At 71.2% G+C, this 12,652-nt stretch carries 8 protein-coding genes and 1 pseudogene; 7 read left to right on the top strand and 2 right to left on the bottom strand.

The genetic code is table 11. From position 1 onward, the window contains the following. Positions 1-20: 20 nt before the first annotated feature. The gene (locus Gocc_RS08775) at positions 21-1,403 is read left to right on the top strand and encodes an O-antigen ligase family protein (RefSeq protein ID WP_114796144.1); all 1,383 of its coding nucleotides are present in this window, start codon (positions 21-23) and stop codon (positions 1,401-1,403) included. A 57-nt stretch (positions 1,404-1,460) separates the two neighbouring features. On the opposite strand, the gene Gocc_RS08770 is transcribed toward Gocc_RS08775, so the two are convergent. Next, complete coding sequence (locus tag Gocc_RS08770) at positions 1,461-3,584, bottom strand: heparinase II/III family protein (RefSeq protein WP_114796143.1); 2,124 nt, start codon at positions 3,582-3,584, stop codon at positions 1,461-1,463. Between the two features lie 234 nt (positions 3,585-3,818). On the opposite strand from Gocc_RS08770, the gene Gocc_RS08765 reads away from it, so the two are divergent. The 6 genes from Gocc_RS08765 to Gocc_RS08740 all read left to right on the top strand — a co-directional run bounded on the left by Gocc_RS08765 (position 3,819) and on the right by Gocc_RS08740 (position 12,237). Continuing rightward, positions 3,819-5,666: an O-antigen ligase family protein gene (locus Gocc_RS08765; RefSeq protein WP_114796142.1), complete on the top strand. Its 1,848-nt coding sequence runs from the start codon at positions 3,819-3,821 to the stop codon at positions 5,664-5,666. Positions 5,667-5,926: 260 nt separating this feature from the next. Then, positions 5,927-7,045 carry a glycosyltransferase family 4 protein gene (locus tag Gocc_RS08760; RefSeq protein WP_114796141.1) on the top strand — a complete coding sequence of 373 codons (1,119 nt, stop codon included), beginning with the start codon at positions 5,927-5,929 and terminating at the stop codon, positions 7,043-7,045. Beyond that, positions 7,042-7,830: a WecB/TagA/CpsF family glycosyltransferase gene (locus Gocc_RS16570; RefSeq protein WP_114796140.1), complete on the top strand. Its 789-nt coding sequence runs from the start codon at positions 7,042-7,044 to the stop codon at positions 7,828-7,830. Before Gocc_RS08760 ends, Gocc_RS16570 begins: the two co-directional genes overlap by 4 nt. Then, the gene (wecB, locus tag Gocc_RS08750; protein ID WP_220150535.1) at positions 7,827-8,927 is read left to right on the top strand and encodes a non-hydrolyzing UDP-N-acetylglucosamine 2-epimerase; all 1,101 of its coding nucleotides are present in this window, start codon (positions 7,827-7,829) and stop codon (positions 8,925-8,927) included. The genes Gocc_RS16570 and wecB overlap by 4 nt, the downstream gene beginning before the upstream one ends. A gap of 97 nt (positions 8,928-9,024) precedes the next feature. Continuing rightward, complete coding sequence (gene asnB / locus Gocc_RS08745) at positions 9,025-10,950, top strand: asparagine synthase (glutamine-hydrolyzing) (RefSeq protein WP_114796138.1); 1,926 nt, start codon at positions 9,025-9,027, stop codon at positions 10,948-10,950. Between the two features lie 51 nt (positions 10,951-11,001). Further along, a complete protein-coding gene (locus Gocc_RS08740) occupies positions 11,002-12,237 on the top strand; it encodes a glycosyltransferase family 4 protein (RefSeq protein WP_114796137.1) in 1,236 nt (411 codons plus the stop codon). 98 nt (positions 12,238-12,335) lie between these two features. On the opposite strand, the pseudogene Gocc_RS16720 reads toward Gocc_RS08740, so the two are convergent. After that, positions 12,336-12,484: pseudogene (locus Gocc_RS16720) on the bottom strand (transposase); the annotation flags it as partial. Between the last annotated feature and the right edge of the window lie 168 nt (positions 12,485-12,652).

The raw sequence follows: 12,652 nt of genomic DNA, 5'->3' as shown, positions 1-12,652 counted from the left end.
GCAGTGCGGGCCCGCACTCGTTGCGCCGTGGGGCGCTCCTCGGCGCGGCGGCGGCCGCGAACGCCGGCGTCGCACTGGGATTCGCAAGCGGCAACCCGGCCGCGGCTGTCTTCCTGGCGCTCCTCCCGGCGCTCCTGCTGCTCCTCGGCGGGCTGATGTCCGGCCACCGTGCCGTGCTCGTCTTCGCCGCGTTGGGACTCACCTTCACCGGGCTCCCGCTGCTCACCGAACCGCTGCCGCTCCCCGGAGGCACCGCGGTCTACGCGACCGACGTGATCCTGCTCCTCGCGATCGGGGCCTGGGCGGCGGACAGGCTCGTCAACCAGCAGGCGCCGGGCACGCGGCCGGCCGGCCCGCTCGCGACCACGTGGCCGCTCCTGGCGCTAGCCCTGTTCATCGGCCTGGCCGTCCTCCGCGGCCACGATCGCTACGGACAGGGTCTCTTCGGCCAGCCGCTGCGAATCGTCCTCTACGCGGGGATCGCCGTGGCGCTCGTCGGAGTGGACGCGCGAACGATGTGGCGCGGGATCAGCGCCGTCTTCTACGCCGGCGCGGTCGCCCAGTTCCTCTACGCGTTGTTCTACATGGCCACGGGAAGCTCGCAGACGGACTCGCTGGCCCTCTCGACCGGCGGCATGCGCATTCTCGCGCTCGGCAGCGCGATGTACCTGGTCGGCAGCCTCGTGTGCGCCCTGCTCAACCTGGAGCGGAGCGCCGACCGCTTCGGCAGGCAGGTTTTCCATGCCGTCATCGCCGGCCTCGCGCTGTTCGGCATCGTCGTCTCGTTCGGCCGCACGACCTACGCGGCTGTCGCGCTCATCGTCCCGATGCTCCTCGTGGGCAGAAGGGCCCTTCGCCGCTCCCTGCTCTGGCTGATCCCGCTGCTCCTGCCGGTCATCGTGGCGGCCGTGCTGCTCGCTCCCCTTCTCGATCCCACGCTCGGTCCGACCCTGACGTCCCGCGTCGGTGCGTCACCGACCACCGACCTGAACGTGATCTGGCGAGAGAGAGCGCGCGACACCGCTCTCGCCGGCATCGACCAGCATCTCCTGACGGGGTTCGGGTTCGGCCGCCCGACGCGCTTCCTCCTTTTCGGGCGAGTCGAGGACGTCACCGGCGATCCGCACAACAGCTACGTGTACCTCCTCGCAGGCGGGGGGATACTCGCCCTCGGGTCGCTCCTCGCCGTGATGCTGGCCTACCTGATCGACGTGGCTCGCCGACTGCGCACGGCGATCGGCGTCGAACAGACGCTGCTGATCTGGTCGCTCTGCACCTGGTTCGCATTCATGGTGAACGCTTTCTACGGACCCGTTCTCTCCGATGCGTTGTTCCTGATGACGATCTGGATCCTGATGGTCATGCCCATGTGCGTGCCCGTGCGCGCAGGCAGGCCGAGCTAGCCCGGTTCACCCGCCCGGCCCGGGGCGGGGGCGCCCGCGCCACGCGAGCGATCCGGGCTAGAGAGCGAGCTCGACGATCGGCGGCTCTGCCTCGAGCGACAGCGTGACGACCCGGTCCGCGCCCTCGACCGACATTCGCGCGATGACGCCGGCGTCCGTCTCTTCCAGCACGAGGGACGGGGCCTCGGCGGTGCTTTGCGGGGCGACGAGCAAGGCCCCGAGGTGGACGGTCCCGCGCCAGCTCGTCACCTGCTGCGAGCGCGGGGCCGGCGTCCACGCCTCGAGGCGCCTCGACCACCATCCTTCCCGGTCGATGTTCGTGGTCGCCGGCCGGGTGGCGGCGAACGCGATCTGGAGACGCGCTGCTCCGCCGTGCGATGCCTCCACGAGCCGCGGAGACCGCGCCACGACGTCGAGTGACGGATGCAGCGGCCAGCTCTGCGAGGCCGTGTGCGAATCGCGCCCCTCGAGCCGGTCGACGACGAGAAGGCTGCGGCTGCCCACTCGAGCGACCATGCGGCGGTGCGCGACACGGCCCTGCCTGCGACCGATCCCGTCGTGTGCTCCGACGGCGACGAGATGCTCCGGATCCCACGAGCGGAGGTACGCGTTGCCGTGCCGCACCCACAGGAACGCGCCGCCCTGCTCGGATTGATCGAGCCCGTCGACGGCAACCGTCGCATGGGAGACCGTTCCGCGGAACCAGCTGCGGATCGCCGCATCGAGGTAACTGCCCGTGCCGGGATCCACCACGAGCTCGTCCTGCCCGTCGCAGAGCACCAGCGAGAGGCCGTCGGCATGCCCGTGCGCGGCGATGCTGAGGTACCCGAGCGGCCCCACGTCGAAGAGCGCCCGCAGGCCGCCGAACCGGAAGACGACGATTCCCGCATCGGGCAGGATCCCGCTCGAGGCAGGAGCGCCCGGCGGCGTGGCGGCAAAGCGCTCCATCCCTGCCTCGCCGAAGAGCATCGGCACCCTCCCGTCGAGATGCCCGGAAACCCGACGCGCCCCGGAGTGCCCGAGACGCGCCGCGATCGAGGCCGCGATGCTCCGGGCGCCCTCGCCGCCGCGCCCGTCGAGCATGAGCGCCCGCCCGTCGTCCGCGTCGCCGAACGCGGGGTCGGGCTCGTCACCGTCGACGAGGAGCGCGAGCGCGTCTCCCGCTCGCTCGAGGGCAGCGACGACGGCGGCGGGAACGGCCATGCCGCGGGCATCCAGCAGCGCCGTCGCGACGAGCAGCATCTCCAGCAGGAACAGGTGGTACGCGAACGCCTGCTCCGCACCGGCGCCGTCCGGAAGCACCTGAAGGCGCGCCTGCTCGGCGATCTCCGCGCCGGCGCGCGCACTCCATCTCTCCGAGTCCGCGAGCTCGGGCGCCAGCAGGCCGACGGCTAGGAGCCCGAGCAGCTCGGCGACCAGATGGTTGTTGGCGGAGCTGTGACGCGACAAACCTCGCTCGATCCAGCGCGCGTGCTGCCAGAGGCCGCGCAGGATCGACCGCGCGGCGGCCTCGTCGAGCTCCGCGGACCCCCGGAGACCGTCGAACGCGACGGCGAACGACAGCACCCGCAATCCCGGCTCGAATGCGTTGGCCCACGCGATGCCTCTCCCGGGGGGATGCTGCCGCAGCCAGCGGAGCAGCCTCCGAAGCGCCTCGTGCGAGAAACGCTCGTCGCCCTCGACGAGCGAAGCGAGCACGAGCAAGGGCAACTCCTGGCAGCGGTGCAGCTCCCAGATCAGCTTCGGGTTCCCCGGCGTCCTGTGGCGGAAGTCGATCAACCGTCCATGGCGATCGGGCCAGCGGTCTCCGGAAACGGGGTCGGTGCTCCCGTCCCAGCAGCTCGGGAGCGCGAACGGCGGGTATCCGAGCACGGTGACGTTCCCGTCGAGCCTCCTCTGCGCTTCGGCCACCACGCCCCGGGCAGCGTCGGGCAGCCGTTCGCGCAGGAGCGCAGCCCGCTCGCGCGTGAGGAAGCCGAGCGGTGCCGGGGGAGGGGCCGCGCCGGCGAGCAGGCTCGTGAGCGGCGGCTCCCAGCGCCGCCTCCAGGCAGGCCGAGCGCCGTTCCAGGCGATCGCGTCCGCCCGCGCCGCCGCGGCGCGGCGCGCGTGCTCGAGCGCCTCCCCCGGGCCCATCAGGGCGAGCCGTCGCGCGTACCAGCGCAGCCGGGACGTTCCGGTCATTCGGCGGCCCCGGGCGGCAATCCGCGGCAGCAGGATGCACGACCGGAGATCGTCACTATGCTGAAATGCAGTGGCAGATTCGACACGATATCTACGCCTGATCTCGGCCGATTCCCGCCACTTCAGCTCCCACCGGATGGGTCGCCGCCGCCCACCGGCTGCGGACGGAGCGCCCGGCGGCGGGCTCGCAGCCGTGTCGCGGCGTAGGCGTCACGTCGAACTGCCCGCTGCGTGATGAGGATCGAGCGCCGGCAGGCGGCAGCCGCAGGAATCGGCTCGGGCACCGCACTCCTCGTCGTCACGGGGCTGAACTTCAGCGGCGGCTACTACGCGCTTGCCGCCGGGATCATCGGGGCGGTCGTCGTCATCGCCGCGACCGGCGCCCTCGTGCTGGGGGACCGTCCGTCGTTCCCTGCCCTGCTTGTCGCCGTCGCCCTCCTCGTGCTGGGAGCATGGTCTGCTCTCTCGGTCGCCTGGGGCGGCATCCCCGACACGTCATGGCGCTTCCTCGGCCTCACCCTGACGGCCGCGGCCGCGCTGATCCTCGGGTCGTCCCTCGGCGCCCATGCCGGAGCCATCGTCCGCGGCGTGCTCGGCGGGATCGCCCTGCACGCCCTCATCGTCCTCGTCACCGTCGGCTCCGGGTCGGCAGCGGCCGACTGGTTCCAGGTGCGGCAGCTCGAGGGCCCGGTCGGGTATCACAACGGCGAGGGAACGATCTGCGCGCTCGGAGTGCCGCTGGCGCTGTGGGTGGCCGCCTCGCGCTCGCGCTGGGCGCGGGCGGCGGGAGCCGCCGCCGCGGTGCTGTTCCTCGCCGTGACGCTCCTGACGCAGTCCCGCGGGTCGATGGCCGCGATCGCGCTCGCAGCCGTGGTCCAGGTGGCGGTCACACGGCGGGCTCGACTCGCGGCCCTGGCGGTGGCCCTCGGCCTTGCGGCGGTGGCGCTCTTCTCCGCGCTTCAGGCAGTCGACCGCGCCCTCGTCGACGGTCGCCCCCTGGACGATCCGGCGTTCTCGCGGTACGTGGCGCTTGCATTCGGCCTCGCGGCCGTGCTCGCGGTGCTGTCGCTGCCGGCGTTCCCGCCCGTACGGCTGAGGCGGCGAACGGCGCTGACGCTAATGGGAGCCGGAGGCGCGCTGGCGGCCGTGGCAGTCGCTGTGCTGGCCGTTCTCCTGCTATCGCGGGTCGACAATCTTCGAGATCGACTCACCGCCGAGCCGAACTCCACGCTGCAGGTGGCCGGCGGTGACACCCGCCTCTCGAGCCTCTCCCCGACGGGCCGCGTCGAGCTGTGGAAGGTGGCGGCCCGTATGACCCGCGAGAAGCCGCTCACGGGCAGCGGGACCGGCTCGTTCCCGCGTCGCTGGTCCCTCGAGCGCAGCAACAAGGACTTCTACGTGCTGCAACCCCACAGTCTCGAGCTCGAGACGCTGTCGGAGCTGGGACTCATCGGCTTCGGCGCCCTCGCGGCGGTCATCGCGGGCGTCGCCTGGTGCGCGCTCGCCGGCGTCCGCCGTGACCGAGCGATCGGAGCCTGCGTGGCAGCTGCCCTCGCGGCATTCTTCCTCGTCGTCTCCGTCGACTGGATCCACGTGTTCGCGGGGCTCACGGTGCCGGCGCTCCTCATTGCCGGGGCCGTCTCGGGCTTCCGCCCGGCACGGTTGCCGAGCACGCCGCGGACACTCGGCTACACCGTCGCGATGTTGCTGGCTCTGGCGATCCTGGCCGGGCCCGCGATGGCCCAGCGTGAGCTGGAGAAGGCGCGCGCGCAGGCGGCATCGTCACCCGACCGCGCGTGGACGACGGCGGCGACCGCGCGCTCGTGGAACCGCTGGAGCCCCGACGTCGTCCGGTTCCAGGGCCTGCTGGCCGAGCAAGCGGGCCGGTTCCGGCTTGCGGCGCGCCTGTACCACCGCGCCGCCGAGCTCGACCTGCAGCCGTGGACGAACACCTTCAGAGAGGCGCGGGCACTGCGGCGAGCGGGCCTCGTCGCGCAAGCGCGGGCGGCATGTCGCCGGAGCATCGCGAGCAATCCGCTCGAGCCGGAGCTCAGACGGGGGACGTGTGAAGACGCCGGCTGACCGATCGCTGTCGATGGCGATCGTCGCACCGCCGCCGCCGCCCGCGCGGGGCCTGCGCGACGCTCGAACCGTGTCCGACCAGCCATGTCTGCGACGGTTCTCGAACGGCGGCCGATCGCGGCGAGCGCAGGCCGCCTCGGCATCGGGAACGGGCGCACCGCACGTAGCGTACGGCCGAGCTCACATGACCGGAGCGGCCCCGCACAATCCCTCGTATCCTCGACGGCCAACGATCCACGCGGTGACATCTCGATGAACCTATGCGGCTACTGATCGGCATGCCCGACCCCGGTACGCGCAGCGGCCCGAACGCCTGCGAACCGCCATTCGTCGCCGCGTTGCGTGCGCTCGACGTCGAGGTGACCGAGCAGACCTTCGTGTTCGGCGACAACCTCGAGGCCGTCGGCGCAGCCTCCCGCATCAACCGCGTCGTGCGCACGGCATGGCGGCTGCGGAAGGCCGCCCGCGCGCGGCGCTTCGACCTCGTGCACTTGAACACGTCGTTCGACGCCAAGACGGTGGCCCGCGACAGCGTCACGCTTCTCCTGCTTGGCCGTTCGATCGCACCCGTCTTTCTCAAGCTGCACGGCTCCGACGCGACCGTGCTGACTCGAGGCTCCCGCCCCGTGCGCTGGCTCGCGCGCCACGTACTCGACCGGGCAGCCGCGATCGGCGTCCTCTCCTCCGAGGAGCGGGACGCGTTCGTGGCCGCAGGGATCCCCGCACGAAAGCTCCACGTCGTTCCGAACGCGCTTCCGGCCGTCCCGGCGACCACGTCCCACGAGTGTTTCCTCGCCACGTACGCGCTCCCCCCGAAGACGCCGCTGCTGCTCTTCATCTCGCGGCTCGTGCCGACGAAGGGGCTCCTCGATGCAGTGCGCGCGTGCGGCCTCCTGCGTGACCGCGGTCGACGCGTTGTCCTCTGCTGTGTCGGCGACGGCCCCGCTCGCGCCGACGCCGAAGCCGAAGCGGCGCGCCTCGAGCTCGGAGAGAGCGTTCGCTTCTTCGGGTACCTCCCCGAGGCAGAGGCGACAGCCTTCTATCACCGCTGCGACGCACTCGTCTTCCCCACCTTCCACGACGAGGGTCTGCCGATCGTGCTGCTCAATGCGCTCGCAGCCGGCCTGCCGATCCTGACGACGCGTACGCGTGCCGCGATCGACTACCTCGAAGAGCCCGACACCTGTCTCTGGGTGCAACCGCACCGGCCCGACTGCCTGGCCGACCGCGTCGAAGAGCTCCTCGACGACGAGGCGCTGCGGGCCGGGATGAGAAAGCGCGAACGCGAGTGCGCACGACAGTTCGAGCCCGCGAACGTCGCTCGCGTCTACGCCGACCTCTACGCCGGCATCAGCGCGGCCGCCAAGGCGTCTCCATGAGCAACCGCACGATCGCGGTGGATCGTGAGCATCGCCGCACGATTCTCGCGTGCCCGATCGACCTCCTCACGCTCGAGCAAACCGTCGAGCGGCTGGTCGAGCTCATCAAGGCGGGCGGCCTCCACTCCCAGCTCTCGCTCAATGCGGCGAAGGTGGTGGAGGCGCACCGCAGCTCCGAGCTGCGCGGCTTCCTCGAGCGCGCGACGATCGTGAGCGCGGATGGGCAAGCTCTCGTGTGGGCAGGCAAGGTGCTCGGCGTCGCGATCCCCGAGCGGGTGGCCGGCATCGATCTCTTCACGGCGTTGCTCGCTGCCATGGAGCGCGAGGATCTCTCCGCGTACTTCCTCGGGGCGCGGGAAGAGGTGATCGCCAGGACCGTGGAGGTGATCGCCGCACGCCATCCCCGCCTGCGCATCGCAGGCTCTCACCACGGTCATTTCCCGTCCGCCGACGACGAGCGCATAGCGACGGAGATCGGCGAGACCTCACCCGACGCGCTGTTCGTAGGCATGAGCTCTCCACGAAAGGAGAGCTGGATCGACGCACAGCAGCCGCTCACCGGCGCCCGCCTGGCGATGGGAGTGGGTGGCTCATTCGACGTCGTCGCAGGCCTGACCAAGCGGGCACCCCGGTTGCTGCAGCGGCTCGGGCTCGAATGGGCCTACCGCACCGCGCAGGAGCCGCGACGTCTTGCGGGACGCTATGCGCGAACGAACGGGGCGTTCGTCAAGCTCGTCGCCGACGAGCTGGCAAGCCGCCGCCGTGCGCGAGGGAGGCGCCCGTGACCCCGGCCGAGCCCGCCAAGGCCAAGATCGTCTACGTCGTCGGGGCCCGGCCGAACTTCGTGAAGATGGCGCCCGTGGTCGCGGCGCTGCGGGCACGACTGCCCGAAGCCGCGCATGTCATCGTCCACACCGGGCAGCACTACGACAAGGCGATGTCGGATGTCTTCGTCGACCAGCTCGGCATGCCCCAGCCCGATCATCTGCTCGGCGTGGGATCGGGCACGCACGCACAGCAAACCGCACGCGTGATGGAGCGCCTGGAGCCGATCCTCGAGGAGGAACGCCCTGACCTCGTGATCGTCCCCGGAGACGTGAACTCGACGCTCGCCGCGTCGCTCGTCGCCGCGAAGCTCCGCTTGCCGACCGCCCATCTCGAGGCAGGGCTGCGCAGCTTCGACCGCTCGATGCCGGAGGAGATCAACCGCATCGTCGCCGACGAGTTCGCGGATCTCCTGCTCGCCCACTCGGACGAGGCGCTCGAAAACCTCGCGCGGGAGGGAATCGAGGCGTCGCGAGTGCACCTCGTCGGCAACACGATGATCGACGCGCTCGTCGCGTGCGAGACGCGCTTCCGCTCGCTGGACGTGGCCGCCTCGATGGGGCTCGAGCCGGGTGGCTACGTCCTCGTCACCCTGCATCGCCCGGCGCTCGTCGACGGCCCGCTCCTGGGCTCCGTGATGGACGAGCTGGAGCGGCTCTCCGAGACAGCGCCCGTCGTGTTCCCGGTTCATCCCCGGACGCGCGTCCGGTTGGATGGCCGTGCGACCGGAGGCCGAGTCATCCTGCTCGACCCGATCGGCTACCTCGAGTTCCTCTCGCTCGAGGCAGATGCGGGAGCGGTGCTCACCGACTCGGGAGGAGTGCAGGAGGAGACGTCCTACCTCGGCGTCCCCTGCTTCACGCTCCGGGACTCGACCGAGCGCCCGGTCACCGTGCGGCTCGGGACGAACACGATGCTCGGCCTCGACCCCGCCGCGATCCGGCACGTGTCGCTCCTGCGAAGGCCCGCAGAGCGCCCGCACATCACCGCGTGGGACGGAAGAGCGGCCGAGCGGGTCGCCGACGTCGTCGCCGACTACCTGGCGTCGCACACGTGAGGCGCTACACGGCCGCGGGGGACGTGCCCGTATCCTGTTGTGACGATGCCCGCGACGCCTGAGCCGGATCTCCCGATGACGATGGGCTGACGAGACCATGTGCGGCATCGTCGGCATGGCTGCCATGGCCGGCTCCGCTCTGCCCCCGGCCGAGGCGTTCGACCGGGCCGTGGCCGCGCTGCGCCACCGGGGCCCCGACGGCTCCGGCGTCCACCTCGACGCGCGCGTCGCGCTCGGCCACACCCGGCTGAGCATCATCGACGTCGAAGGCGGCGCACAACCCCTGGCCAACGAAGACGGCACCGTGCTGACCGTCTTCAACGGAGAGATCTGGAACCACGAGGCGCTCCGCGGCGAGCTCGAGGCGAGCGGGCACCGCTTCCGCACGCGCTGTGACACGGAGGTGCTCGTACACGGCTGGGAACAATGGGGAGAAGGCCTGCTCGCACGTCTCGACGGGATGTTCGCGTTCGCGTTGTGGGACGACAGGGACGGGCGCCTCGTGCTCGCACGCGACAGGTCGGGCAAGAAGCCGCTCTACGTCATGGACACCCCGGCGGGGATCGCGTTCGGCTCCGACGCGCGCTCCGTGCTGCTCGTCACGGATGCACGACCGGAGATCGACCAGCGGGCCGTCGCCGAGTACCTCTTGCAGCGATACACGGTCTCGCCGCGCACGCTGTTCCGCGGCGTCGAGCGGCTCGAGCCGGGAACCGTGCTCGTGTTCGACGGCTCGCGGGCCGAGCGCCGGGCGTACTGGACGCTCGACGTCGAGGACGAGGAGCCGTTGCATCCCGGCGACCTCCGTGAGCTCCTACGCGAGGCGGTGCGCAAGAGGCTGATGAGCGACGTGCCGCTCGGCGTCCTCCTCAGCGGCGGGCTCGACTCCACGGCTGTCCTCGGGCTCGCTCGGGAGGCGGGCGCGGAAGGCATCGACACGTTCACGATCGGGTTCGCCGACGCGCTGTACGACGAGCGCGCCCTCGCCCGCCTCGCCGCCGAGCGGCACGGCGCACGGCATCACGAGGTCGTCGTCGACAGCGCGTCGTTCCTCGAGGCGCTTCCCCGGCTCGCCTGGTACCGCGACGAGCCGATCGCAGAGCCGTCCGAGATCCCTCTGCTGCTGCTCGCCGAGTTCGCGGGACGGCACGTCAAGGTCGCCCTCGGCGGCGACGGCGGCGACGAGCTCTTCGGGGGCTATCCGAAGTACCGGGCCGAGCGCCTCCTCCGCCTGCGCGGCCCGATCCCCACCTCGGTGCTCGCCCGCCTGGCGCAGGTGGGACCGCGCAGACGCACCCATCGGCGGCTCGGGAGAGCCGCCGAGACGCTCGCGATCGAGCCCGAGCAGCTTCGCTGGGCATCATGGTTCCGCTCGTTCGCGGCACCCGAGATCGGATCGATGCTCGCGCCCGAATTCGCGCAGACGGCCGCGCCCGACCGCCTGACCGAGCCGCTCGCGCGCAAGCTCGCACCGTATTCGTCGATCGACGCAGGCCGCCGGATGCTGCTCGGCGACTACTTCACCTACCTTCCCGACAACATGCTCCTGCGTGCCGACAAGGTCCTGATGTCGGCATCGCTGGAGGGCCGCGTCCCGCTCCTCGATCGCGCGCTCGTCGAACGCGTCAGCAGGGTCCCGGCGACCGATCGCTTCGGCTGGCGCACGGGAAAGACGCTCTTCCGCGCTGCCGTTCACGACCTCCTGCCCGCGGAGCTGCTCGATGCGCCGAAGCGCGGGTTCCCCGTCCCGATCGCGGGACTGCTCGTCGGCGACGGGAACCGGCTGCTGGAGCGCCTGCTGCTCTCCGAGCGGGCACTCGAGCGCGGGATCCTCCGTCCCGAAGCCGTCACCGCCCTCGTGCGCGGGGAGACCTCGATGGTCGAGCGCGAGCTGGCGCTGTTCACGCTGGCCTCTCTCGAGCTGTGGCTCCGCACCAACGTCGACCAGGTCACGCTCGCGCCGCCCACCTCCCTGAGCGAGGCGCTCGGCGACGAGGCAATGCCGTCGAGAAGCGTCGCGTGATCGAACCGCTCCGGGTCCGTCGCCACGTCCTCGCGGGCGGCGACGCCTGACGTGCGCGTCGCGCTCGTCTACCGCAGCTTCAATCTCGGCGGCAGCCTGCCGAGATTCCATGTCGAGCTTGCCCGCTACCTCGCCGGCCGCGGACACGACGTGAACGTGTACTCGAGCGCAGCCGGCACCGAGCGTGGGCTGGCACCCGACTGCACGTTCCACGACGTACCCGTGCGCACGATCGCCGGCGGCTCCGGGCCGTCCGCCCGCGAGCTGCGAACCTTCGCGAGGGCGGCCGCCGCGATGCTCGACGGCGCCGCGTACGACGTCGTCCATGCCCGCGCGCCGAGCACGTGGGTCGCCGACGTGCTCCACCTTCCCGGCATCCAGCGGGGTGAGGCAGAGCTCGGGGGATACTCGAGCGCCCGCTGGCTCGCAAGCCGGCTACGCCATCCCGGGAACGCTGCCCGCTACGCGATCGAGCGCCTGGCGATACGCAATCCTCGCGTCGCGCGCTTCCACACGGACGCACCCGTCGTGCGCGATCACCTGATCCGCTTCTACGGCATCGACGAGGAAAGGATCCGGGTCGTCCCCCCGGGGATCAATGCCGAGGAGTTCTTCCCCGGCGACCGGCTCGCGGCGAGACGCGCCGTCGGACTTCCCGCCGACGGCCGTCCGCTCGTCCTCTTCTGCGGTCACGACTTCCAGCGCAAGGGATTGGATCGCGCGATCCTCGCAGCCGCGGCGTCCCGGACGCGGTTCGAGCTCGTCGTCGTCGGGAGCAACGCCGCACAGCACCGCTTCGAGGACATCGCGCTCGGGTGTGGGGTGCGCGAGCGTGTGCACTTCGTCGGTGCCACTGCCGATTCCTGGCGGTTCTACCGGGCCGCGGACGCCTTCGTCCTCCCCACCCGAGCGGACATCTGGGGAGTCACGGTGATGGAGGCGATGGCCTGCGGCATCACGCCGATCGTGAGCGACGCGGCAGGCTCCGCAAGCGCGATCGAGCATGGGGTGGACGGCTTCGTGCTCCCCGAGCCCCTCGATGTTCGGCGGCTCGCCGACACCGTCGACCGTGTCGTCAGCGACCCCGAGCTCCGTCGTGCGATGGCGCCGCGCTGCCGCGACACCGCCCTCCGATTCACATGGAGAGAGCACGGCCGGCGCGTCGAGCAGGATCTCGAGGAGATCGTCGCGGCTCGCAAACGTCCGCCGTCGGGACGTGCTCCCGACGCCGCCGGCCGCCTGCTCATGGACAGGCGTTGCGCGCAGCGATCGACGTCCAGCCGCTAGTAGCCGCGCCGCTTGAACACGACCGGGACCGTGCGCAAGAGCAGCTTGGTGTCCCACCACAACGACCAGTTCGTGACGTAGAGATAGTCGAGCTTCACCTCGATCTCGCCGGCCTGTTGCAGCCGCGCCAGCAGCAGCTCGTGCAGCTTGTCCCACACGCCGGCCGCCTGCCACTCGTCGAGGCGACGCCGGCAAGTCTCGCCGGGCCCGACCCGAGCTCCGACGGCAGATGCCGCCACGCGATCCCTCGAGCGCCCACGCGAGCGACGATCGCCGCGTCTACGGCGGGCAGGAGGCGACCGAACGCCGAGGGCTGCACGACGATGTCGACGTGCGCGTCTTCAAGGCGTCATCACCTGGTAAACATCCCTCGATCGAGGGGGTACGGATCCGGGGGGCTACGTAAAGTGAGTAT

The organism is Gaiella occulta, assembly GCF_003351045.1.
Classification (GTDB): domain Bacteria; phylum Actinomycetota; class Thermoleophilia; order Gaiellales; family Gaiellaceae; genus Gaiella; species Gaiella occulta.
This window is presented reverse-complemented; position numbering and strand designations above follow the sequence as displayed.